The 24,021-nt window shown below is 69.2% G+C and carries 21 protein-coding genes and 1 pseudogene; 7 read left to right on the top strand and 15 right to left on the bottom strand.

Annotated features, from left to right (window positions below; all coding sequences use genetic code 11):
- Positions 1-151 precede the first annotated feature (151 nt).
- Both EV653_RS21120 and EV653_RS21115 read right to left on the bottom strand, forming a co-directional pair.
- A complete protein-coding gene (locus tag EV653_RS21120) occupies positions 152-1,186 on the bottom strand; it encodes an LCP family protein (RefSeq protein WP_134105449.1) in 1,035 nt (344 codons plus the stop codon).
- Between the two features lie 83 nt (positions 1,187-1,269).
- Positions 1,270-2,073, bottom strand: a complete 804-nt coding sequence (locus tag EV653_RS21115; RefSeq protein WP_166679505.1) for a helix-turn-helix domain-containing protein — start codon at positions 2,071-2,073, stop codon at positions 1,270-1,272.
- 71 nt (positions 2,074-2,144) lie between these two features.
- Here EV653_RS21115 and EV653_RS21110 point away from each other — a divergent pair, with 71 nt between their 5' ends.
- Both EV653_RS21110 and EV653_RS21105 read left to right on the top strand, forming a co-directional pair.
- On the top strand, positions 2,145-2,930 hold the full coding sequence (locus tag EV653_RS21110; protein WP_134105447.1) for a phytanoyl-CoA dioxygenase family protein: 786 nt from the start codon (positions 2,145-2,147) through the stop codon (positions 2,928-2,930).
- A gap of 83 nt (positions 2,931-3,013) precedes the next feature.
- A pseudogene (locus EV653_RS21105) lies at positions 3,014-3,265 on the top strand (HU family DNA-binding protein); the annotation flags it as partial.
- A gap of 97 nt (positions 3,266-3,362) precedes the next feature.
- On the opposite strand, the gene EV653_RS41260 reads toward EV653_RS21105, so the two are convergent.
- Positions 3,363-3,533 (bottom strand): hypothetical protein, encoded by a 171-nt coding sequence (locus EV653_RS41260; RefSeq protein WP_166679451.1) that lies wholly within the window; start codon positions 3,531-3,533, stop codon positions 3,363-3,365.
- Positions 3,534-3,670: 137 nt separating this feature from the next.
- Here EV653_RS41260 and EV653_RS21100 point away from each other — a divergent pair, with 137 nt between their 5' ends.
- A complete protein-coding gene (locus tag EV653_RS21100; RefSeq protein ID WP_134105446.1) occupies positions 3,671-5,614 on the top strand; it encodes a M13 family metallopeptidase in 1,944 nt (647 codons plus the stop codon).
- A 46-nt stretch (positions 5,615-5,660) separates the two neighbouring features.
- Here EV653_RS21100 and EV653_RS21095 read toward each other — a convergent pair whose 3' ends face one another.
- Both EV653_RS21095 and EV653_RS21090 read right to left on the bottom strand, forming a co-directional pair.
- Positions 5,661-6,974, bottom strand: coding sequence for an FAD-binding oxidoreductase (locus tag EV653_RS21095; protein ID WP_134105445.1), 1,314 nt, complete (start codon positions 6,972-6,974; stop codon positions 5,661-5,663).
- Positions 6,971-7,375 carry a DoxX family protein gene (locus tag EV653_RS21090; protein WP_134105444.1) on the bottom strand — a complete coding sequence of 135 codons (405 nt, stop codon included), beginning with the start codon at positions 7,373-7,375 and terminating at the stop codon, positions 6,971-6,973. Before EV653_RS21090 ends, EV653_RS21095 begins: the two co-directional genes overlap by 4 nt.
- A 127-nt stretch (positions 7,376-7,502) precedes the next feature.
- On the opposite strand from EV653_RS21090, the gene EV653_RS21085 reads away from it, so the two are divergent.
- A complete protein-coding gene (locus EV653_RS21085; RefSeq protein ID WP_166679504.1) occupies positions 7,503-10,166 on the top strand; it encodes an ATP-binding protein in 2,664 nt (887 codons plus the stop codon).
- A 139-nt stretch (positions 10,167-10,305) separates the two neighbouring features.
- Here EV653_RS21085 and EV653_RS21080 read toward each other — a convergent pair whose 3' ends face one another.
- From EV653_RS21080 to EV653_RS21040, 9 genes are all read right to left on the bottom strand, one after another.
- Complete coding sequence (locus tag EV653_RS21080; protein WP_134105442.1) at positions 10,306-11,745, bottom strand: aminopeptidase P family protein; 1,440 nt, start codon at positions 11,743-11,745, stop codon at positions 10,306-10,308.
- Between the two features lie 18 nt (positions 11,746-11,763).
- Positions 11,764-12,186 (bottom strand): aspartate 1-decarboxylase, encoded by a 423-nt coding sequence (gene panD / locus EV653_RS21075; RefSeq protein WP_134105441.1) that lies wholly within the window; start codon positions 12,184-12,186, stop codon positions 11,764-11,766.
- Positions 12,187-12,237: 51 nt separating this feature from the next.
- The gene (locus EV653_RS21070) at positions 12,238-14,397 is read right to left on the bottom strand and encodes an MMPL family transporter (RefSeq protein WP_134105440.1); all 2,160 of its coding nucleotides are present in this window, start codon (positions 14,395-14,397) and stop codon (positions 12,238-12,240) included.
- An 81-nt stretch (positions 14,398-14,478) separates the two neighbouring features.
- On the bottom strand, positions 14,479-15,156 hold the full coding sequence (locus tag EV653_RS21065; RefSeq protein ID WP_202871765.1) for a response regulator transcription factor: 678 nt from the start codon (positions 15,154-15,156) through the stop codon (positions 14,479-14,481).
- Entirely contained in the window at positions 15,062-16,333 is a 1,272-nt protein-coding gene (locus EV653_RS21060) for a sensor histidine kinase (RefSeq protein WP_134105438.1), read from the bottom strand. Before EV653_RS21060 ends, EV653_RS21065 begins: the two co-directional genes overlap by 95 nt.
- Before the next feature lie 85 nt (positions 16,334-16,418).
- On the bottom strand, positions 16,419-17,840 hold the full coding sequence (locus EV653_RS21055) for an FGGY family carbohydrate kinase (protein ID WP_134105437.1): 1,422 nt from the start codon (positions 17,838-17,840) through the stop codon (positions 16,419-16,421).
- A complete protein-coding gene (locus EV653_RS21050; RefSeq protein ID WP_134105436.1) occupies positions 17,827-19,224 on the bottom strand; it encodes an alpha,alpha-trehalose-phosphate synthase (UDP-forming) in 1,398 nt (465 codons plus the stop codon). Before EV653_RS21050 ends, EV653_RS21055 begins: the two co-directional genes overlap by 14 nt.
- A gap of 8 nt (positions 19,225-19,232) precedes the next feature.
- Positions 19,233-20,234 carry a Gfo/Idh/MocA family protein gene (locus EV653_RS21045; RefSeq protein ID WP_134105435.1) on the bottom strand — a complete coding sequence of 334 codons (1,002 nt, stop codon included), beginning with the start codon at positions 20,232-20,234 and terminating at the stop codon, positions 19,233-19,235.
- Positions 20,225-21,628, bottom strand: coding sequence for an amidase (locus EV653_RS21040; RefSeq protein WP_238159929.1), 1,404 nt, complete (start codon positions 21,626-21,628; stop codon positions 20,225-20,227). The genes EV653_RS21045 and EV653_RS21040 overlap by 10 nt, the downstream gene beginning before the upstream one ends.
- Positions 21,629-21,776: 148 nt before the next feature.
- On the opposite strand from EV653_RS21040, the gene EV653_RS21035 reads away from it, so the two are divergent.
- Genes EV653_RS21035 through otsB form a run of 3 tightly spaced genes read left to right on the top strand, consistent with a single transcriptional unit; the run spans position 21,777 to position 23,580 of the window.
- On the top strand, positions 21,777-22,085 hold the full coding sequence (locus EV653_RS21035) for a DUF3263 domain-containing protein (protein ID WP_134105433.1): 309 nt from the start codon (positions 21,777-21,779) through the stop codon (positions 22,083-22,085).
- A 2-nt stretch (positions 22,086-22,087) separates the two neighbouring features.
- Positions 22,088-22,750 (top strand): LytR C-terminal domain-containing protein, encoded by a 663-nt coding sequence (locus EV653_RS21030; protein ID WP_134105432.1) that lies wholly within the window; start codon positions 22,088-22,090, stop codon positions 22,748-22,750.
- Positions 22,747-23,580, top strand: a complete 834-nt coding sequence (gene otsB, locus EV653_RS21025; RefSeq protein WP_134105431.1) for a trehalose-phosphatase — start codon at positions 22,747-22,749, stop codon at positions 23,578-23,580. The genes EV653_RS21030 and otsB overlap by 4 nt, the downstream gene beginning before the upstream one ends.
- On the opposite strand, the gene EV653_RS21020 is transcribed toward otsB, so the two are convergent.
- On the bottom strand, positions 23,546-24,013 hold the full coding sequence (locus tag EV653_RS21020) for a hypothetical protein (RefSeq protein WP_134105430.1): 468 nt from the start codon (positions 24,011-24,013) through the stop codon (positions 23,546-23,548). The two genes, otsB and EV653_RS21020, sit on opposite strands and share 35 nt — an antisense overlap.
- Between the last annotated feature and the right edge of the window lie 8 nt (positions 24,014-24,021).

The following is a 24,021-nucleotide window of genomic DNA, read 5'->3' as shown; positions in this document are numbered from 1 at the left end:
GAGGTGGAAATGGGCAGCCAGAGTGACACGGCACCTGGAACGGCGAACGCGAACCACCAGTGGGTGCTGGTGGTTCGCGTGGGGAGCAGCGTGAGTCCGAGAGGTACGACGATGAGCATGCCCAGGCTCACCACCGCGTGGATCAGGAAGGTCAACTGCTCTTGAGGCCGCTGGTGTTGTCCTGCTTGATCGCGTTGAACAGCGCCGTGGCCTTCTTGGTGTCCCACTTCACGGCGACGCCTCGCCCGTGGCCGAGCTGGTAGTTGTCGTCGCTGACCGGGACGGTGAGTGTGACGCCTCCGCTGCCGGAGATGGCCCGCATGCCCCGCGCGAACCGGATGAAGTCGAACAGGCTCATGTCCTTGTCCACGGTCAGCGCGTCGACACCCTTGGTCGCGACGTTGTAGTAGCGCACCGGGTTCAGGAACGTCGACGGCGAGCTGGCCTTCTTCGCGATCGCGCCGACCATCTGCCGCTGCCGCTCGACCCGGCCGAAGTCGTTCTGGTTGTCGGCGTGCCGCGAGCGCACGTATCCCAGTGCGTTCACGCCGTCGAGCTTCTGGCAGCCGGCCGGCAGGTTGATATGCGCCTTGTCGTCTTTCATTGCCTTCGGCAAGCACATCTGGATTCCGCCGATGCTGTCGATCACCGACGCGAAGCCGCCGAACCCGACCTCGACGTAGTGGTCCACGCGCAGCCCGGTGACGTTCTCGATCGTCTGGATCAGCAGCGCCGGGCTCTTGTTGAAGGCCGCGTTGATCTTCTGCTTGCCCTCGATGCCCGGGATGTTGACCGCGCTGTCGCGCGGGATGCTGATCAGCACCGTCGGCCCGGACTTCGGCACATGCATCAGCATGATCGAGTCGGTCCGCGCCGGCCCGGCGTCGCCGCCGGTGTGCAGCCGGGCGCGCTCGGCCCGGCTGAGGTCCTCGCGGGCGTCCGATCCGACCATCAGGTACGTCGTACCCGAGGTCTCGGCGGGCCGCTGTCCGGTCGGCATGGCCTCGATCTTGTCGATCCGGCTCCACGCGTACAGCGGGACGGCGATCAGCATGAGAACGAACAGCAGGACGATCAGTCCGACGGTGCGGAGGAACCAGTTGCGCCGCTTCTTCGGCCTGCCGGCCGATTGGGTCCGCGGCGACCGGTTCGCGTAGCGCGGGTCGATGGGCTGCGTTTCACTCATAGACACGACCGTATCGGTGCCCGGCGGCCGGCACGTCACCCCACTGAATGGTTTTACACGTCGGAAAGTAGCTCCCGCCTCCGTCAAAGGGAGGAAATCCGCCCCGACAGCGAACCAGATCGCCGGAACGCGCCGGGCGACATCCCAACCCTTGCGGTGAACAAGCGGGTGAAGTACGCCGGATCGTCGTACCCGACCCGCCTGGCGACCGCTGCGACGGGCAGGTCCTCCTCGGCGAGCAAAACCTTTGCATTGCTGAGTCTTGTGGTCAGGACCAGTTCATGTGGGGTTGAGCCCGTCGTACGCCGTACTGCGTCGCGCAGCTCCTTCACGGTGAGACCAAGCTCACTGGCGTAGGCCTGAACGCTCATCGGTGTACTGGCGAGCTCGGCGAGCTGTGTGGCTACATCGTCACCTGTGGTCGTCGTAGCTGCAGCGATCACGTCATAGAGAGCTCCTGTGAGCTGCACGGGGTTGTGCTGTGTGCTGACGCGCAGCAGTCGGCTGAATGCGCGGTCGATCGGACGCGGGTCAGCGAAGCGGCGGACTGGTCGGCTGACGTCCAGGTGGCCGAGTGTTGTCAGTGCGTCGACCGCTGAGCCGCTGAACAGGGTCCACGCCTGACGCCATCTCGTTGTGGGCTGGTAGCCATGCAGGACGCCGGGGAACAGCCAGAGCATCGTAGGTGCCCTGACCTCATGCAGGTGGCGGTCAGGTCCGTGCAGCAGCTGGCCGCGCCCTTCCTTGAGCCAAACCAGCGCATGACAGCCGAGGGCGCGCTCTCGGGTGTTCTCCGAGCCGTGTGTCTGCTCACCCGCTCCGAGGCAGAAGAGTCCAAGTTGTCGCTCGATAGCACCTGGAGTCAGGTAGATCGACCAGTCGGGCACCTCACAAGAGTCCAAGAAGCTCGGCACTGTTGTCCATTCCGCTGACCGCGGGACTTGGCTGGAATGGACGGGTGCTGACGTCGAACGGATATGTGCTGGATGAGCAGCGGCTGGGGCAACTGGTCGCAGTACCCGAGGAAGAGCGTGGTGATCGGGCACGGTTGCGGTCCCGGTTGAAGCGGGACGGGTACCTGTTCCTGACCGGACTGCTCGACCCTGCGGTGGTACTGGACTTCCGCGAGTACTACTTCGCGTTGACGGGTGCGACTATGGACAGGGCCTCGTACCGAAAGGTGTTGTTCGAGGAGATCGTGCCCGGGCCGGAGTACGCCGCGTTCTGTGCGCAACCGGCGTTGAAGGGCTGGTTCGAGTGGTTCCTCGGCGGGGAGCCGTTCCTGCACCGCAGGAAGATCATCCGGCAGACGGCACCGGGAGAGAACGGCATCGGCACGGCGACGCAGGCGCACTACGACCTGGTGTACCTGCGCGACGGGACTGACCAGGTGCTGTCAGCCTGGATCCCGCTGGGCGACTGCCCGGTCAGCCGCGGTGGACTGACGTACCTGCAGGGCAGCCACCACCGCGTGCTCGAGGAGGAGGCCGCGGGAAGACTCCAGCGGCCTGCGGCATCCATCACTGCGGACCTGCCCGCTCTGGCGACGGAGTACGACGCCAAGTGGCTGGTCACCGACTATGCGGCCGGGGACGTGGTCGTCCACACCGCGCACACCGTGCATGCCGCCTTGGACAACGTGTCGACCGAGCTACGGTTGTCGACGGACATCAGGTACCAGCTCGCCGATGACGCGATCGACGCCCGCTGGCAGAACCACTGGCACGACCGCGACGGTCTCTGACCGATATCCGGAGAGGTTCTCGCTAACGACAATCATTGTGGTTAAGGTGCCGCTCGGAAGCCGAACCGAGTCCGAGGAGAGCCGTGAACCGGAACGAACTGATCGCCGGCGTCGCACACAAGGCGGGCATCCCGCGGAACCAGGCCGAAAAGGTCCTCGACGCCCTCGGCGACGTTGTCACCGAGGCTGTGCAGCGCGGCGACAAGGTGTCGCTGACCGGCCTGCTCAGCATCGAGCGCGTGCTGCGGGCGCCGCGTACCGGCCGCAATCCGCAGACCGGTGAACCGCTGTCGATCCCAGCCGCCTACTCCGTGCGTCTGTCGTGCGGAAGCCGCCTCAAGGCCGCGGCCCGGGCAACCTCCGCACGGCCGGCTGAGCTGCCGCCAGCTGTTACCGAGCCAGTGCCGGCTGGGGCCGGCGGCCTACTGCCGGCTACTGGGCGGATGGGGTCAGGAAGCGGATCTGGTCGCAGTGGCCGTCGTCGACGGAATGCTTCACGACAGTGGGGCCTGGCGGTGCGGCGGCCGCAGCGGACGACGTGGTGATACCGCCCAGCACGAGTGCCGACAGCCCGACGACAGCTGCGATGGTGCGTTTGTTCATGGTGCCTCCCCATCCAAGGTAAGCCGATCCGTCCCACCCGGGGAACGGCTGGATCCTGTGGATAGTTCAGGCCGGCCGGATCGCGAACCGGGTATGTTCGCTGACAGCAACTGGACATGGGACAAAAGGGGTCAGGGATGACAGCAGGAATCGACAGCTCGGAGTCGGTCGACGCGGTGCGGCCGCAGGACGACCTGTACCGGTTCGTCAACGGGAAGTGGCTGGCTGAGCACGAGATTCCCGCGGACAAGGCGATCCACGGTGCGTTCCACGCGCTCTGGGACACCGCCGAGCAGGACGTCCGGGCGATCGTCGAGAAGACCGTCGCGGCCGGCCACCCGGAGGGCAGCGAGCCGCGGAAGATCGCCGACCTCTACACGAGCTTCATGAACACCGAGACGATCGAGCGGCTGGGTGCCGAGCCGATCGCCGACCAGCTCGCGCTGGTCCGGGACGCCAAGGACCTGGCCGGCCTCGTCTCGGTCCTCGGGCAGCTCGAGCTGCAGGGTGTGCCGGGCGTCTTCCACTACTGGGTGGACGCCGATGCCAAGAAGTCCGACGAGAACATCGTCCACCTGACCCAGGGCGGCCTCAGCCTGCCCGACGAGTCGTACTACCATGACGACAACTTCGCCGCGATCCGCACGGCGTATGTCGCGCACGTGGCGAAGCTGCTCGAGCTGGCCGGATTGCCTGACCCGGCCGGGTCCGCGGAGCGGATCCTGGAGCTGGAGACCCGGATCGCCGACGGTCACTGGGACCGGGTGAAGGACCGGGACGTGCAGCTGACCTACAACAAGCTCGATCGCGCCGGGCTCGAGGAGCTCACGCCCGGCTTCGACTGGTCGACCTGGCTGGCCGGCGCAGGTGTGCCGGAGACCGCGTTCGCGCAGGTCGTCGTCCGCGAGCCGGACTTCCTCACCGCCGCCGCGGCCGCGTTGCAGGAGGTCGAGCTGGACCGGTGGAAGGAGTGGCTGAGCTGGCGGATCGTGCACAGCGCGGCGCCGTTGCTGAGCCAGGCGTTCGTCGACGAGAACTTCGCCTTCTACGGCAAGACCCTGACCGGTGCGCCTGAGCTGCGTGAGCGCTGGAAGCGTGGCGTCGGCGCCGTCGAGCAGTCGTTGGGCGAGGCCCTCGGCAAGTTGTATGTCGCCGAGCACTTCCCGCCGTCGGCGAAGGCCCGCATGGTCGACCTGGTGCAGAACCTGGTCGCCGCGTACAGGCAGCGGATCGAGGCGCTGGACTGGATGGGCCCGGAGACCCGGCAGCGGGCGCTCGACAAGCTCGGCGCCTTCGTGCCGAAGATCGGGTATCCGGACGAGTGGAAGGACTACTCGGCCCTCGACGTCGACCCGGCCGACCTGTTCGGGAACGTACGCCGTTCGGTCGCGGTGGAGACCGCGCGGGACCTGGCCAAGCTCGGTCAGCCGGTCGACCGCAACGAGTGGAAGATGACGCCGCAGACGGTCAACGCGTACTACAACCCGCGGATGAACGAGATCGTCTTCCCGGCCGGCATCCTGCAGCCGCCGTTCTTCGACCTCGACGCCGACGACGCGACGAACTACGGCGCGATCGGCGCGGTGATCGGGCACGAGATCGGCCACGGCTTCGACGACCAGGGCTCGCGCTACGACGGCGACGGCAACCTGAACGACTGGTGGACCGACGAGGACCGGGCCGCCTTCGAGCAGCGCACCGACAAGCTCGTCGCGCAGTACGACGCCCTCGAGCCGGCCGAGACGCCCGGCAAGAAGGTCAACGGCAAGCTGACCCTCGGCGAGAACATCGGCGACCTCGGCGGCCTGTCGATCGCCTATGCGGCCTACCAACTGTCGCAGGCCGGGGCCGAGCCGGATGAGACCGGTAGTGAGCGTTTCTTCGCTGCCTGGGCGCACGCGTGGGCCACGAAGACCCGGCCGGAGGAGGCCGCTCGCCGGTTGACCATCGACCCGCACTCCCCGCCGGAGTTCCGCTGCAACGCGGTGGTGAAGAACATCGACGCCTTCCACGCCACGTACGACGTGCAAGAAGGCGACGGCATGTGGCTGGCCCCGGACGAACGGGTCCGGATCTGGTGACCGCGTCCCCCCGCCGGCCGGCCTTTCGGGTCCGGCCGGCAGGGGATCAGCGGTGCAATGCGGTTCGGGTGAAGACGTTGTCGGGGTCGTAGGTGTCCTTGACCTGGTGCAGGCGCGCGAGCTTGTCCGGGGAGTAGGCCCGGCGGACGGCGGTGGGGTCCTCGTCGGCGATGGTGTTCACATAGCTCCCGCTCGCGTAGGGCTCGAGACCAGCGGCGTAGGTGCGGGCCGCCATGATGCGGGCCTCGTCCTCGCCGGGATCGCTCCAGTCGTCGCCGGTGGTGAACTCGACCAGCGCATCGCGATGGCTGTACGCCGTCTCACCGTCCGGCACATCGCCGACCGCGCCGCCGCACAGCGTCAACCGTGCCCCCGGATTGTTGTCCGAGGCAAGGAAAGCGTCGATGGCGGCGTCCGGCAACGACCGCAGGTAGTGCCCCTTGCAGTAACGGCGGAGGGCGTGGCGTTCGGCGTCGTCGGACTGCGTCTGCAGGTCCAGGTAGCTGAGCTCCGTGATCCGGCGACCGATCGGTTTGCCGATCCCTTCGTACGACGGCAGCAGCCGCCGTCCCTCGTCGACATCACCGACCCACACGTAGCCGATACTCGCGATCAGGCGTCTGCCGTACTCGTCCCGCCGGCCGATCCGGGCCACCGGCGTGGCCTGCCGCGGCGCGTCCGCGAACAGGTCCCGCCAGCCGCGCAGCGCCGTACCGGCATCGTCCAGCTCGTAGAACAGGTCGACGGTCAGCGCTTGGGTCCCGACCGGATGCAGTTGGAACTCGAACGCGGTGACGACGCCGAAGCTCCCGCCTCCACCGCGCAGCGCCCAGAAGAGGTCCGGGTGCTCGGCCGCGCTGACCCGCAGGACGGCGCCATCCGCGGTGACCAGCTCGTACGACGTGACGTTGTCGCACGTCAGCCCGTGCGCGCGAGCCAGCCAACCAACTCCGCCGCCGAGGGTGAGCCCGCCGACGCCGGTGTGCGAGACGTTGCCGGCCGTGGTCGCGAGCCCGTACCGCTGGCTGGCGACGTCGAGTGCGCCAAGCAGCGCGCCACCGCCGACGCGGGCCTGGCGCCGGACCGGGTCGACCTGCACCGAGTTCATCGCGGACAGGTCGAGCAGCAGACCGTCCTCCACCACCGGAAGCCCGAGGAAGCTGTGCCCGCCGCCGCGAACCCCGATCACCAGCCCGGCCTCCCGGCCGTAGCGCAGTGCCGCAACGACATCCGCCGTACTCGCACAGCGCGCGATCAAGGCCGGCCGGCGATCCACCATCGCGTTCCAGACCGCCCGGCCGGAGTCGTAGTCCGCATCCCCCGGCCGGGTGAGGAGTCCGTCGAAGGCCGCGATCGTCATCGCCGGACCAGCCCTCGGATCGCCGCCAGGATCGACTCCCGCCGGAACCAGGCGATCACGGCTGCGACCAGCAGGTAGCCGAGGGGAATCGCCGGTGACGCACCCAGCGCGACGATGTTGGTGAGCGTCGCACCGACGAGCAGCATGGTCAGACCGAACGCGGCGAGACCGCACAACCGCGGTACCAGCAGCCCGATCGCGCCGGCCAGTTCGAGCACGCCGACCACGTACCGCAACCACTGACCCGCACCGACCGCGTCGAAGAGCTCGATCATGACCGGATCCCCGGTCAGTTTCGGCAGGCTCGCCATCACGAACATCGCCGCCAGCACCACCTGCGTCACCCACAGCACCACCGCGCCCGGCCGGACCCTGCGCGTTGTCGTCGTCGCCGTACTCATCGCTGCCTCCAAGAGTTGTTCTGGTACGACGACCCTCGCGCGGGTGACCCGCAGCCCACATCCGTGCCGACCACGGATCCACCACGGAGCGGCCACGAGAGATCCGCTGATCGGTCATGATGGGCGCGTGAACGAGGTGTCCGCACGGGAGGCCGAGGTACTGGAGGCGGTAGCCGCTCATCGGTCGAACGCGCAGATCGCCCGGGCCCTGCACATCTCCGTCCGCACGGTCGAGAGCCACGTCTCGTCGTTGCTCCGCAAGTACGGGGTGACCGACCGCCGCGAGCTCGCCGACCTGGCCGGATCACGCGGCGGGCCGGGGATCAGCGGGCTGCCGGCCGGTCGGACCACCTTTGTCGGGCGCTCCACCGAGACGACGGCGGTCCGTACGGCGCTGGGGCAGTCCCGCCTGGTGACCCTGCTCGGACCTGGCGGCATGGGCAAGACCCGACTGGCAGCAGTCGTCGCGGCCGAGCTGGGTTCCGCAGGCGCGTTCGTCGACCTGGTTCCGGTTCGGGACGGCTCGGTGACCCGCGCGGCGGCAACTGCGCTCGGGCTGACCGAACGCCCGCCGCAGAGTCTGGAGCAGGTCCTGATCGAGCACCTGCAGCAAGGCCGGTGGCTGCTCGTCCTCGACAACTGTGAGCACCTGGTCGACGAAGTCGCTGTACTCGCGGAACGGCTGCTGCGCACCTGCCCCGAGGTGACGATTCTCGCGACCAGCCGGGAGCGGCTCGGCGTACCCGCGGAGGCGACCGTGCTGTTGCCGCCCTTGGACGCCGCGACCGAGCTGTTCATCGACCGGGCGCGTGCCGTCGACCCGGCTTTCACCGCCTCGGCCGACGAGCTCGCGGAGATCTGCGCGCGGCTGGACGGCATGCCGCTGGCCATCGAGCTCGCCGCAGCCAGGATCGGCTCGCTCGGTGCCGATGGCCTGCAGGCCGCGCTCGACGACAGGCTCCGGCTGCTGGCGGGCGGTCGTGGCATGGACGCCCGGCACCGGTCGCTGGCTGCGGTGATCGGTTGGAGCTACGAGTTACTGGACGACCAGGAGCGGCTGCTGTTCCGGCGGCTGTCCATCTACGTCGGCGGCTTCGATCTGGATGCCGCCAGCGCGACCAGTCCGGAGCTCGGGCGGGGCGAGGTGGCGGACCTGCTGGGCCGGCTGACCGACAAGAGCCTCACCGTACGCCGGGGATCGCGCTGGCGGCTGCTCGAGACGATCCGCGAGTTCGCCCGCGAGCAACTGACCGAGGACGAGCTGGCCGCCGCAGAGGACCGCTGGATCCGCTGGGCCGCTGACACCGCCGCCGCGCTGGAGAGCCGGCTCGACGCGGCCGAGTGGCAGCAGCCGTACGACGAAGTGGCCGGTGATCTCCGGGCCGCGCTCGCGGCGACGACCGCGGAGCCGGATCCGGAGGCGCATCGGCTGGCGCGTTCGCTCGGCCATCTCGGGTTCGCCAGGCGGGAGTTCCAGGAGTCCATCGACCACTACCGCGCGGCCGCCGAGCGCGCCCCGGATGGTGTGTCCGCCGCGCTGGATCTGCGGTCGGCGGCCGATGCCACGCTCGCGATCTCGGACGCGGAGACCGGGGTCCAACTGCTGCTCGACGCGGCCGATCGGGCGGTTGCCGATGGCAACGTTCGGGCGACGATGCTGGCACTGGCGGTGATCGCCGCGAACCGGTATCCCACCGGATCGCTGTACGACCTGTCCAGGGAACGCAGTCAGGCGCTGCTCCAGCAGGCAATGGACAGCGCACGTCCCGGCGACTCACAGGTCACGGCTCTGCTGGCGACGGCCAAAGCCTGGGAGCACGGCGGCCGCCGGATCGGCGCTGATCCGGAGCTTGCCCAGGAGGCCGTCGATGCGGCGCGCCGGACGGGTGATCCGGTGCTGATCGCGGGTGCGCTCGATGCGTTGACCGTGGCCGCCGGGAACGCGGGACGGCTGCGCGACGCGCGCTCGTACGCCGTCGAACGGATGCGGTTGGCGGGACCGCTGCCTCGGCACGAGCCGTACGCCGCGGCCGAGATCATCGACGCCTTCCATGTCGCGCCGACCACGGCGACCGCGGTCGGCGACCTGCCCGCGGCGCTCGCGGCCGTGGGCGCGCCGGACGATCCGGTCGGCGACCATCCGTACATCTCGCTGCCGCGCATGATCCGGGTCTACGCGTTGACCGGGCAGTTCGACGCTTGTGTGGAGCACGCGGACGCTCTCTGGGACCGGTGGCAAGGCGCGGGCTCCCCGCCGATCGAGTGGATGGCGTCTGCCCTGTCCGCGGCCGCGATGGTGCACGGTCTGCGCGACGACGGTTTGTTCGACGTCTGGCAATCACGGGCGCTCGCGGTCGCCCGGTGCACCGACGTGGAGGACGCGCCCTGGCTGGCAGCTCCGTACACGTTCGCGCGGGCGCGGGTCGCCGTACAACTCGGCGCCGTCGAGCAGGCGACCGACATTGTCCGGCGGGCGTTCGCGGAGTTCTCCGAACGCTGGTGGGCGCCGTACGCACGAGCCGCCGCCGCGGAACTCGCCGTCGTCGCCGCGCTTCCGGAAGCGCCTGACCTCCTCGCCGCCACCGCGCCGGAAGCGGCCGAGAACGACTGGGCCGCAGCCTGCCTCACTCGCGCGACAGCCCGCTCCACAGGCGACCGCGATGCACTGCTGGCGGCCGCCGATGCCTTCAAGGACCTCGGCGCCCGCTTCGAGTGGGCCAGCACTCTGGCGCTGCTGCCCGACCGTGCCGCCGAGGGCCGCGGCGAACTCGCCGTTCTGCAGATTCCGTAGTCGATCCGTGGTCAGCACGCAGGCCGGGCGGCTCGCCGGTGAACCTGACCCGCGACCGCGTCGTCGAGGCCGGAAGCGGCGTCACCGACCTGCGGTTCCGGGTCGCCCGGTAGTACAACGCACCGAGCGACCCGGCAGGTCAGGACGCCATCCACTCCTGAAGGCCCTCGACGGTGCGGGGCATGGCCTCCGAGAGGTTCTCGGTGCCGTCCGAGGTGATGAGGACGTCGTCCTCGATGCGGATGCCGATGCCTCGGAGGTCTTCGGGAACGGTGAGGTCGTCGGACTGGAAGTACAGGCCGGGCTCGACGGTGAGGACGTAGCCGGGCTGGACGTTGCCCTGGCGGTAGGTCTCGCCGCGGGCCGCGGAGCAGTCGTGGACGTCGAGGCCGAGCATGTGGCTGACGCCGTGCAGCGTGTAGCGCTGGTACAGGCGGCTCTCCGGGTCGAGCGCCTCCTCGGCCGACACCGGCAGCAGCTCCATGGCGTCCAGGCCGTGCACGATGACCTCCATCGCCGCCTCGTGCCCGGAGCGGAACGCCGCGCCAGGCTTGAGCGCCGCGATCCCGGCGTTCTGCGCGTCCAGCACCAGTTGGTACAGGTCCCGCTGGCGCGGCGTGAACTCGCCGTTGACGGGCAGCGTGCGGGTGATGTCGGCGGTGTACAGCTGCCGGTTCTCCACGCCCATGTCGAGCAGCATCAGCGTGCCGTCGTTCACCGGGCCGTCGTTCTCGATCCAGTGCAGGGTGGTCGCGTGCGGACCGGCCGCGGCGATCGAGGTGTAGCCGACATCGTTGCCTTCGGCCCGTGCCCGGCGCCAGAACGTGCCCTCGATCCAGCGCTCGCCGTACTGCCGGACCTTGTCCATCTCCGCGAGTACGTCGGAGAACCCGCGGTGCGTGATCGCGACGGCGTCCCGGAGCTGCTCCAGCTCGTAGGCGTCCTTGACCAGCCGGAGCTCGGAGAGGGTCGCGGCGAGCTCGTTGTCGCGCAGGTCGTCGAGCTTGGCGCCGGTCAGTAAGTAGGCGATCGACTCGTCCTCGTCACGCCGTACCCGGGTCGGTACGTCGCCCTTGAGCGCGTCGGCGAGCTGGTCGACGTGGCGCGTCTCGATACCGAACTCCTTGGCGGTCTCGGTCAGCGAAGGACGCCGGCCGGCCCAGAGCTCGCCGTACATCCGGTCGCGCCAGAACTCCTCACCCTGCGAGCGGTCCGCGCGGGGGCGGAAGTACAGCACCGAGTCGTGGCCGCTGGTGCCGTTCGGCTCGAGGACCAGGACCGCGTCGGAGGTCTGGTTGCCGGTCAGCCACACGTAGTCGGTGTGCGGGCGGAAGACGTAGTCGGTGTCGTTCGAGCGGACCTTGTACGTGCCGGCCGGGACGACGAGGCGCTCGCCCGGGAACGCCTGGGACAGCGCGTCCCGCCGCTTCGCCGCCCACACGCCGACGTCGCTCAGCGCGAGGTCGTGCCGCTCCGAGTCGGCCCACCCCGAGTTCATGAACGCACGCAGCTTCTGGCTCGGCTCGTTGTCGTGGGAAGCGGTCTTCGGGGCAGAAGTGTCAGCGGTGTTCTCGGTCATCCTCGACCAGTCCTCGTCTCAACGCGGGGTGTGCAGTTGGTCGCCGCGGAGCGTGCCGCTGTCGGGTAGCGCCTCGGCGGGGTCGGAGCCGATGCGGGTGATCGCATTGTGCTCGTCCACGAAGACTACGCTCGGTTCGAAACCCTTCGCCTCGGCGGTGTCGAACATCCCGTAGGCGATCAGGATGACCAGATCACCAGGATGGATCAGGTGCGCCGCCGCCCCGTTGATCCCCACCACCCCGGACCCGCGCGGACCCTCGATCAGGTACGTCGACAACCGCTGCCCGTTGGTGATGTCGACGATGTCCACCTTCTCGCCGGGCAGCAGATCCGCCGCGTCCATCAGGTCCGCGTCGAGCGTGCACGATCCGACGTAGTGCAGGTCCGCCTGCGTCACCGTCGCCCGGTGCACCTTCGACTTCATCATCTCGCGCCACATGGCAGGGAATGATCCAGGCGCATTCGTCCCCTGTCAGTGGCCGCGATCACGTCAACGAGAGACCAACTCCGGCTCACGTGGATCGGACGCGGGCGGGCGGCGGAGGGAGTCGCCTTCGACGTCGACGTTCGGGAGCAGCCGTTCCAGCCAGCGGGGGAGGTACCAGGCGCGCCGCCCGAGCAGCGCCATCACCGCCGGTACGACGGTCATCCGGACGACGAAGGCGTCGATCGCGACCGCCAGCGCCAGACCGAACCCCATCTCCCGGATCAGCGCCTGCCCGGACAGGATGAACCCGGAGAACACCGCGGTCATGATCACCGCCGCCGCGGTCACCACCCGGGCACTGTGCGCGAATCCGTCGACGACGGCGATCCCCGGCTCGGCGCCGTGGACGTGTTCCTCGCGCATCCGTGTCGCCAGGAAGATCTGGTAGTCCATCGCGAGACCGAACACCACGCCGATCAGGAAGACCGGCAGCATGCTGATCACCGGCCCGGTCTGCCCGGAGACGCCGAACAGCCCGGCCAGCCAGCCCCACTGGAACACCGCGACCACCGCACCGAACGTCGCCGCGACGGTCAGCAGGAACCCGAGCGTCGCCTTCAACGGCACCAGCACCGAGCGGAACACCAGCATCAGCAGCAGGTACGCCAGTCCGACGATCAGTGCCAGGTACGGCGCCAGCGCGCCGCCGAGCTTGTCAGAGATGTCGATGTTGACCGCGGTCGCACCGGTCACGGATACCTCGGAGCCGCCGCGTTCCGGGAGCGCACGGATCGCTTTGACCAGGTCGTTCGTCTGCGTCGTACTCGGACCGCTCTTCGGGATCACTGTGAGCAGGGCGGTGTTGCCGGCAGGGTTGAAGCGCGGCGGACTGACGATCGTGACGTCGGGGAGACTGCGGATGCCCGCAGCGGTGTCCGTGGCGGCAGCCTGCGGATCGGGCGCGGTGGCGGCGTCTACGACGACCATCAGCGGGCCGTTAAAACCGGGGCCGAAGCCGTCGGAGAGCAGGTCATAGGCCTTGCGCTGGGTGGAATCGGGCGCGGCGGTGCTGTCGTCGGGCAGTCCGAGCCGCAGGTCGGTTGCGGGGATGGCCAGCACACCCAGGCCGACGACCGCAACCAGCAGGACGGCCAGCGGGCGGCGGGTGACGAAGCGTGCCCAGCGCTTCCCTCGCGTCGGCCGGTCGACAGCCTTGGTCCGGGTCTGGCCGCGGACCCGGCCGCCGGCGAAGCCGAGCAGGGCCGGGAGGAGAGTCAGAGCGATGGCTACTGCGATGACGACGGTGAACGCTGCGGCGAGGCCCATCTGGGTGAGGAACGGGATGTCGACCACGAACAGACCGGCGAGCGCGATCACCACGGTCAGCCCTGCGAACACCACCGCGGATCCGGCTGTCCCGACGGCTCGTCCGGCCGCTTCCTCCGGTTCGAGTCCGGTGCCCAGCTCGTGCCGGTACCGCGACATGATGAAGAGCGCGTAGTCGATCGAGACCGCGAGTCCGATCATCAGCGCGAGGATCGGCGTACCCGAGCCGATGTCGACGAAGCCGCTCAGCGCCGAGATCGCGGTGGCGCCGATGCCGACGCCGATGATTGCTGATAGCAACGGTAGGCCTGCCGCGATCAGCGAGCCGAACGTGATCAGCAGGACGACCGCGGCTACGCCGAGGCCGATCACCTCGGTCAGTTGCTGGCCGTCCTGCGGTTGCAGTGCGTCGCCGCCGTACTCGACGGTGAGACCGGAGGCCCGCGCCGGTTCGATGGCGGCATCGACCGCGTCCTTGGCCTCCGGCGTGACGTCGGCCGCGGGTACGTCGTACGTCACCTGCGCGTAGCCGGTGCGGCCGTCTGGGGAGATCGCCTTCGCGGTGAACGGGTCGAGGACGCGGGCGACCTGGGGTGCGGTCGCGATCCGGTCGAGGGTCTGCTTCACCTGCGGGGTGTCGGTGAGCTTCTGGCCGTCAGGCGCCTGGAAGACGATCCGGGCGGTCGCGGCGTCCGCGCCGGCCTGCGGGAAGCGTTCGTTGAGCAGGTCGGCGGCCCGCTGCGACTCGGTCCCGGGGATCGAGAAGCCGTTGGCGGTCGGGCCGGACAGCGTCGCCGCGCCGGCGATCCCCGCGGCGAGCAGACCGAGCCAGATCAGTACGACGAACCGTCGCCGGCGGAAGGCGAGTCGACCCAGCCGGTAGAGATACGTAGCCATACCGCCGATGCTCCCGGCGAGCCGCCGTCGCTCGCGTCTGCCGGCCGCGGGCTTCTCGCGGTACTGCGTTCGCCGTACGGGCTACTGCGCCTGCGGTACGCCGGGCCGGACAAGACCGGTCTGGTACGCGAGAACGACGAGCTGGGCCCGGTCGCGACAGTCGAGCTTGACCATCGCCCGGTTCACGTGGGTCTTCGCGGTCGACGGCGAGAGCACGAGGCGTTCGGCGATCTCGTCGTTGGACAGGCCGAGAGCCACCAGGCCGACGATCTCGCGTTCGCGCTCGGTGAGTACGTCGAGGACCGTCGGGCCGATCGGGTTGCCCGGCGTGGGTTCGGCGAGGAAGCGGTTGATGAGGCCGCGGACCGCCTTCGGGGAGAGCAGGGCGTCGCCGCGCGCGACCACGCGGATGGCGTCGATCAGCTCGGCCGGCTCCACGCTCTTGCCGAGGAAGCCGCTGGCGCCGGCGCGGATCGCGTCGAACACGTACTCGTCGACCTCGAACGTGGTCAGGATCAGCACCTTCACGCCGGCCAGCGCTTCGTCCGCGGTGATCATCCGGGTCGCCGCGAGACCGTCCATCTCGGGCATCCGGATGTCCATCAGCACCACGTCGGCCCGCTCGGACCGGGCCAGCTCGACCGCCTCGCGCCCGTTGGACGCCTCAGCCACGACCTGCAGATCCGGCACTGAACTCACCAGCACCCGGAACCCACTCCGGATCAACGTCTGATCGTCGGCCAGCAACACCCGAATCATCACCCACACCCCCCGTCCCCAGTGGAAGCACAGCACACACAGCAAACCCACCACCCGCGGCCGGGCCGGCAGACAACGTTCCACCCACGGCGGTAACCCGCTCACGCATACCGACCAGCCCATGCCCTCCGCCGGGCCTGGCACCAGTGCCCGAGCCCGAGGCAGGCTCGGGGTTGTCGACCGCGACGGTCAGGGCACCTGCGGTCTGCGTGAGGCGGACACGCGCCGGTGCGCCCGGCGCGTGCTTCAGGACGTTGGTGAGCGACTCCTGGACCACGCGGTACGCGGTGAGCTCAAGGACATCCGGCAGCGGTCCGAGGGGCTCGGGCGGCTGATAGTGCACCTGAACTCCGGCAGCTGTGAACGACTGGATGAGCGCGTCGAGCTCATGCAGCGATGGAGTCGGAGCGGTCGGGAGAGGCGAGCCCGAGCGGCGCAGTACGCCTAGGAGGACGGTTAGCTCCTGGAGCACCGTGCGGCCGCCTGAGCGGACCAACGACAGGGCGTGTTCGGCCTCATCGGGTTCGGAACGGAGTACGTGGGCTGCGACACCAGCCTGCACGTTCATCAGTGCGATGTGATGTGCGATGACGTCGTGGAGCTCGTGGGCGATGCGCAGGCGTTCCTCGATCACCCGTCGCTGCGCCTCCTCGTCGCGGGATTGTTCGGCCCGCAGCGCCCGCTCCTCCAGCTCCTGCACGTACGCGCGCCGGTACCGCGTCGCCTCCCCGATCGCCGCTCCGAACAGCACCACCAAGCCGTTGAAGAGGTTCGCGAGCAGCTCACCGTTCGTGAACACAGCCGCGGCGACCAGCGTCACCGCGACCACGGTGATGATCGACGTACCCCGCGTGCGGTGGTCCGTGCGCAGCACCACCATGTACGCCGCGCACGCCATGAACAGCCCGATCGGACTCTTCGCCTGCTGGGTGATCGCGTAGCAGACCCCGGCGGCCGTGGTGAGCCCGAGCGCGACCAGCGGAGCCTTCCGGCGGAACACCATGCCGACAGCAGCCGCCGTACACAGCAACACGCCCGACACGGTCGCGGCGACCTCTCCAGCGTGGCGCTGACCGAGCAGAACCAGGTTGAGCGCGAGGATGACCGCGGCAAGCAGACAGTCCGCGGCGACCGGGGGTATCCCCAGGCACCGGCACCACCGCGACAGCGCACCCATGCTCTTCACAGTACGTGGCGACCAGTACGTCGGCGTCCTGCTCGAGCAGTATGCGAGCCGTACCGCGAACGCAGTACGTCGAGGATCAGGCCCGCTGCTGGGAGGCCTGTACGGCGAGCTCGCGGAGGGCCTCGTACCGGGGGCGCATGGCTGCCACGCGCTTGACCTCAGCGTCCACCGGGGTCAGGTGCTCGCCGCCCGGTGAGGGTGACAGGCCCAGTGCGACGGCCGCCGCCCCACGCGCACCCACCTCGGCCTCAGCGCACACCGTTGTCGGCCGGGCGAACGTCGCGGTCAGACAGCGTCGCCACCACTCAGAGGCGTCGATGCCGCCACCACCCAGTACGACGTCCAGCTTCCGCCCGAACAGCGAGTCGAGCATGCGCAGCCCGCGGTCGACCTCCAGCGACGCGCCCAGCAACGACGCTGCGAGCAGATCCGCCGCAGTGTCGTCGAACGACAATCCGAAGAACACCCCGGACCCGCTCGGCACAGTCGCCGGTGGCCTGGTGCCGGCCATGAACGGGATCGCGATCGCCCGTGACGCCCCGATCTCCGCGCCCGCCAGCTCATCGGCCTCCAGCCGCAGTACGCCGGTCAACCAGGCGTGCAGGTTTCCCGCCGCGGAGAACGCCATCCCGGTCACCGCGCGCTTGTCATCGACCCGGTACCGCCACAGCTCCCACGGCAGCTCAGGCGCGTCGTCGATCGGATGCACGACGCGTACGGCAGCCGACGTCCCCACTGTCACAGCAGCCGTCCCCGCGTCGTATCCGCCCGTCCCTACGTTCGACGCGGCCCCGTCGCCCGTCGGCGGATGCACAGGTACGCCGACCAGCCCCGGCCAACGGCGTGCGTACTCCGTGGACAACGACCCGGTCCACCCGGTCGGCACGATCGACGGCAACCGGTCCGCGCGTACGCCGGCGATGTCCAGCGCCTCGTCGTCGTACATGCCGGTGGCCAGGTCGAGCGTCCCGGTCCCGGACGCGATCGACACCGAGGTCACCCGCTCGCCGGTCAGCCGCTCCAGCACGAGATCAGGCAGCCCGGCGAACTCCGCGGGGGAGCCGGTCGCCAACAGCCACGGGATCCGGCGGGTCCAGTACAGCCGGTGCAGCCAGGCGCCGGTGCGTGCATGGAAGGCGCGTTCGTCGACCGACGGGGCGAGGTCGACCGAGCGCGTGTCGGCCCAGGTGATCACCGGCGTCAGCGCGGCACCCTTGTTGTCAAGCGCAACGATCGAGTGCCACTGCGAGGACAGCACGATCGCGCCGATGTTCTCGAGATGACCGTTCTGCTGCAGCTCGTCCAGGCAGCCGAGCAGCCCCTCGACGTACTCGTGCAGGGCGAGCGTCGCGGAGCCGTCCGGGCCGTACGTCGGGGCGATCTTGTGCCGGGCCAGCGCGCCCGGGATCGGCGACGCGTCGTCGCCGGACAGCACCAGCGCGCGTGCCGACGACGTACCGAGATCGAGCGCGAGAACCCGCTCGTCAGTCCTGGTCATGGAGCGCCTTGAGGAAACTCTGCGCCCAGACGTTCACATCGTGTGCGGCCAGGTGCTTGCGCATCGCCTTCATCCGGCGGCCGAGCTGGCGGTCGTCGGTGTTCATCGCGTCGACGATCGTGTCCTTCATGCCGTTGATGTCGTGCGGGTTCACGAGGAAAGCCTGCCGGAACTCGTCGGCCGCGCCGGCGAACTCGCTCAGCACGAGCGCGCCGGTGTCGTCGTACCGCGTCGACACGTACTCCTTCGCGACCAGGTTCATGCCGTCGCGCAGCGGTGTCACCACGGCAACGTCCGCGGCCCGGAACAGCGCCGCCATCTCGGTCCGCGAGTACGACGTGTGCAGGTAGTTGATCGCCGGCGTGCCGATCCGGCCGTGCTCGCCGTTGATCCGGCCGACCAGCAGCTCGATCTCGTCCCGCAGGACGCGGTACTGCTCGACCCGCTCGCGCGACGGCGTCGCCACCTGGATGAACACCGCGTCGTCGACCGAGATCCGCTTCTCGTCCAGGAGCTCGCCGAACGCGCGCAACCGTTGCCGGATGCCCTTGGTGTAGTCGAGCCGGTCGACGCCGAGCAGGATGTGCGACGGGTTGCCGACCTCTTGCCGCATCTCGGCCGCGCGGGCCGTCGTCTCGGGCTGACGGGCCAGGCTCTCCAGCTCGTTGACGTCGATCGAGATCGGGAAGGCCTTCGCCCGGACGATCCGGTCGTCCGGCAGGTGGATGCGGTCGCCGCGGGTCCGCAGGCCCATCCGGTTGCGGGCCAGCCGGGCGAAGTTCGAGGCCGCACCCGGTCGTTGGAAACCGACCAGGTCCGCGCCCATCAGCCCGTCGAGGATCTGCCGCCGCCACGGCATCTGCGCGAACAGCTCGGTCGGCGGGAACGGGATGTGCAGGAAGAACCCGATCCGTACGTCGGGACGCAGCCGGCGCAGCATCGCGGGGACAAGCTGCAGCTGGTAGTCGTGCACCCAGACGTCGGCGTTGTCGTCGGCAGCCTCCGCCGCGGCCTCCGCGAACCGGCGGTTCACCGCGACGTACGACTCCCACCACTCGCGGTGGAACTCCGGCGCCACGATCACGTCGTGGTACAGCGGCCAGAGCGTCGCGTTGGAGAAGCCCTCGTAGTACAGCTGCACGTCCTCGGCCGACAGCATCACCGGGACCAGATGCATACCGTCGTTGTCGAACGGGTCGAGCTTCTCGTCCGGGCTTCCGGTCCAGCCGATCCAGGCGCCGTGGTGGCCCTGCATGACCGGTGCGAGCGCGGTGACCAGGCCGCCTGGACTGCGGCGCCACGCCGTACTGCCGTCGGGCATCTCGATCCGGTCGACCGGCAGCCGGTTGGCCACCACTACGAAGGAACTCCTACCGTTCGGCATGTTCAGCGTCATCCACTCAGGTCGTCGTCGTCACCGGGGTAACGGACCCCGATCTGGCTCCGGGTCTCGTCGAGCAGGTCGAGAACCTCGAGCGTGGCGGCATGAGGCAACGCCGGTACTTCGAGGGCCCCCGCACGCAGCGCTTGGATCACTGCCCCTGCCTCATAGTGGTACCCACGCCCATGCGTCGGCACGTCGATCCGCTCCGCTCCGGAAGCAGTCGTACGCACATAGTAGTCGGGGTGGTGGAAGCGGTGCGGCAGCTGCAGACTGCCCTCCGGCCCGCTGATCGACGCGACCCACGGGTTCTGCGAACGCAGACCGCAGGTGAGCGCGGCGACCGCTCCGGAGTCGTACCGCCAGGCCATGGCGACGTTCAGGTCCACGCCGTCCTCGTTGAGGGAACCGACGGCCTTCACCTCGGCCGGTCGGCCCAGCGCCATGTAGGCGAACGTCATCGGGTAGATGCCGCCGTCCATCAGCGATCCGCCGCCGAGCGTCGGGTCGAGCAACCGCGATGGCAGTGACGGTTTGTAGAAAGCGAAGTCGGCAACGACCTGCTGCGGCTCACCGATCACGCCGTTGGCCAGGTCGTCGAAGACCGCCTGGATCACCGGGTTGGTCCGCATCCACATCGCCTCGGCGAACAACGTCTTGTGTTCGGCCGCGACCGCGACCAGGTCACGCGCCTGCTTGGCCGTCAGCGTGACCGGCTTCTCGCACAGTACGGCGACGCCGGCCTGCAACGCGGTCCGCGCGATCGCGTAGTGCTGCGGATGCGGCGTACCGATGTAGATGACGTCGACGTCACCGGAATCGATCAGCTTGCCGTAGTCGTCGTACGCGTTCGGGATGCCGAACTCGGCCGCGAAGCGGTCCGCGCTGTCCTGGGACCTGGACGCGACCGCGGTGGCGACGGCGTCGTCGGGGAGCAGCCCCAGATCGTGCGTGAACTGGGTCGAGATGTTGCCAGTAGCAACGATGCCCCATCTGACGCGATCTATACCCACTGGGTTAACTCCGGGGTCGGGAACGGTCCGTCTGCTGCGATTCTCGCGGTTTCGAACGCGTGAGCCAAGCGAATGAGCGTGACCTCACTTCGCGCCGTGCCGCTGAACGTGATCCCGACCGGCAGTCCGGAGACCATTCCGGACGGCAGCGAGAGCAGCGGGTAGCCGGCCAGTGCCGCGTGCGAAGACGAGCCGCCGAGCACGTGGTCGCCGTTCACCAGGTCGATGGCCCAGGCGGGTGAGTACGACGGGCTGACCAGCGCGTCGAGCTGGTTCTCGCGGAGCAGGTCGTCTATGCCGTCCCGGCCGGCCCGGAGCGCGGTCAGGCGCGCGGCGACGTACACCGGGGAGCTGAGGCCGTCCGTGGTCGCTGCCCGCTCGAACAGCTCCTGTCCGAACCACTGCAGCTCTACGTCCGCGTGGTCCCTGTTGAAAGCGATCAGGTCGTCCAGCGTCCGCGGACCCCCAGGGACCCGAGTGGCCAGGTACGCCGCCAGGTCGACCTTCAGCTCATGTGACAGCACCTGCAACTGGTCCTCGTCGCCACCCGGCGTCGGCAGCGACAGGTGGTCGACCAGCGTCGCTCCACAGCTGCTGAGGATCTCCAGCGCGTGCTCGGTGACCTGGTCGAGCCCGGTGGAGTAACCCCACAGCGGCCCACGCGGCACGCCGATGCGCACGTTGCTGAGGTCAGTGCCCCGGCAGGCCTCGGTGTAGTCCGTCTGGTTGCCGGTGAGGACCGACAGCAGTGCCGCCGCCTGGGTGACAGTCCTCGTCATCGGACCGGCAGTGTCCTGCGAGTGCGAGATCGGGACGATGCCCTGCTGCGGGATGAGTCCGACAGTGGGCTTGAGACCAACGATGCCGTTCAGCGCGGCCGGACAGACGATCGATCCGTTGGTCTCGGTGCCGATCGCGTACTGCGCCAGTCCAGCGGCCACTGCGGCGCCGGAACCGCTCGAGGAGCCGCCCGCGGAGCGGTTCAGGGCGTACGGGTTGCGCGTGAGACCGCCGTACGCGCTCCAGCCGGAGGAGGAGGCCGAGCCGCGGAAGTTGGCCCACTCGCTCAGATTGGTCTTGCCGAGGATCACGCAGCCGGCTTCGCGGAGACGGCGTACCAGCGGGGCGTCATCCGGCGGCGGTGGCTGGTCGGCCAGGGCCAATGAGCCGGCCGTGGTCGGCAGGTCGGCGGTGTCGATGTTGTCCTTGACCAGGACCGGTACGCCGTGCAGCGGGCCGCGAACGCGGCCGTTCTCGCGCTCGGTGTCGAGACGGGCGGCTTCGGTGAGAGCGGCGGGGTTGGGCGTGCAGATGGCGTTGACCAGCGGGTCCACCTCACGAATCCGGGCCTGCAGCTCGTCCACCAGCGCCTGGCTGGAAGAAGTTGAGCTCACGGCAGAGATCCTGCCAGAGTTGCTGACACCCGGCCGTCCGCCGACGACACGCTCCGTGTCGTGTCACGGGTGAATGACATCGCTGTTGTTCAACACGTACAGTGGAGCGCGGACGGACGATCACCGACCGCACAGGAGTCAGCAGCAGATGGACAGCGCCAACGCCAGCTCTTCCGGCCACGCCGAAGCTGCGCCGCCGGCCGTCGCCGGACTCTCCGAGAGGGACGGGCAGATCCTCGCCTTCGAGCGCCACTGGTGGAAGTACGCCGGGGCGAAGGAGCAGGCGATCCGGGACCAGTTCCAGATGTCGGCGACCCGGTACTACCAGGTTCTCAACGCGCTCATCGACCGGCCCGAGGCCCTCGCGCACGACCCGTTGCTGGTCAAGCGCCTGCGCCGCCTCCGCGCCGCCCGCCAGCGCGCCCGCTCCGCACGCCGACTGGGCATCGAGGTCTGACCATGTCCCGCCTTCGGGCATCCCGTGGCGAGCGGGGTCAGGTGCTGTCCTCCCTCGTCGCCGTGGCTGCCGTCGTCGCGATCGTGGCCGGTCTGCTGGTGCTGTTCGGGACCCGCGGGCACGACAGCAAGGCCGACGAGCAGTCCGGCGCTGCGGCGAAGCCGAGCAGCAAGCCGTCGCCCAAACCGTCGTCCGGACCCTCAACCGTCGCCGCGAGCATCCCGCGGCCCTCCACCCAGACCACGACGCCGCCGGAGGTCACGCCGTCCAAGCCGTCGACGGCGCCGACGAGCGCACCGTCGTCGACCGCACCGACGCAACCGACGTCGCAACCTACCCAGCCGCCTACTCAGGCGCCTGGGACGCAGCCGGTGACGATCCCGGTGGAGGAGCGGCCGGCGATCGAGGTGTACAACAACACGCCGCGCAAGGGTCTGGCCGACGAGGTCGCGGGCCGGGCGCGGCAGGCCGGCTGGACGGTCGCCGGTTCGCCCGACAACTGGCACGGCAAGATCGCCGAAAGCACCGTGTACTACCCGCCGGGCATGCTGGACGCCGCGAACCAGCTCGCACATGACATCGGCGTCGGCCGGAGCAAGGGCGCGCTGGACAACATGAAGAAGGATCGCCTGACCGTGATCCTCACCTCGGACTACGCCGGATGAGTACTCCGGTCATCGAGACCGACGCCGGGCGGGCGGGCTGGGAAGCCATCGTCGCCGACCCGGCGACCGCAGTGATCTCGTCCGACTTCGACGGCGTCCTGTCGCCGCTCGTCGAGGACCCCGCCCGATCCCGGCCCGTCGAGGGCGCTCTGGACGCGCTGGCCCGGCTGGCCCGGTCGGTCGGCCAGGTGGCGATCGTGACCGGTCGTCCAGCGCTCGTGGCTACGGAGCTCTCGGGAGTCAGCGCTCACCCCGGTCTCGGTCAGCTCGTAGTGCTCGGCCACTACGGACTCGAGCGGTGGGACGCCGCGACCGGCAAGGTGACCACCGCGCCGGTGCCGCCTGGGGTCGCGACGGCTCGAAGCCGCTTGCCGGGGCTGCTGACCGAGGCCGGCGTACCGGATGCCTTTGTGGAGGACAAGGACAGCTCACTGGCGGTGCACACGCGGCGGCTGGATGATCCGACCGGTGCGTTCGAGCTGCTGCGCGGGCCGCTGACCGCGCTGGCCGAGGAGACCGAGCTGCGGCTGGAGCCCGGCAACCTCGTGCTGGAGCTGCGCCCGCGCGGCATCGACAAGGGCGTCGCCATCCGCAGCCTGATCGAGTCGACCGGCGCCCGGTCGATCCTGTACGCCGGGGACGACCTGGGCGACCTCGCCGCGTACCGGGCGATCTCCGAGGAGCGCGAGCACGGGCTGGCCGCCGTACTGCTGGCGACGCGGTCGTCGAACGCGACCGAGCTGATCGAGGCCGCGGATATCGTCGTCGACGATCCGAGCGGTGTGGTGACCGTCCTCACGGCCCTTTCGGACGCGATCTCAGCACGCTGAACGCCTGCGTCACGGTCTTCCCGAGCGGCTGGATCGGCCGTTCGACGTACCCGCCGTCCTTCAGGTTGGCCATCCGCTCGAACGGATTCCGTGACGCCGGATCGCCCGTCAGAAGGAAAGAGATCACCACGCCGACGACGTACAACGGCAGCATCGGCAACCCGATCAGGCAGAAGTACTGCCAGGAATGGCGCTCCTCGTGCCGCAGCAACGCCGGATCGTCGAAGTACGAGCGGTCGTTCTTGCTGAGGATGACGTTGCCGATCGTGAACGCGCCCGCGACCGGGAAGCCGAGCTTGTAGCCGTTCGCGAAGTACAGGCCGCGTGGGCCGCGGGTGAATTTCGCTCGTCCCAGGATGCCGACGAAGGTGCCGGCCAGCGTGGACAGATTGAGGAAGTTTCCCACCAACTTGACCCACTGCCAGGCCGTCATGCCGCCCA

The organism is Kribbella pratensis (assembly GCF_004365355.1).
Lineage (GTDB): Bacteria > Actinomycetota > Actinomycetes > Propionibacteriales > Kribbellaceae > Kribbella.
This window is presented reverse-complemented; position numbering and strand designations above follow the sequence as displayed.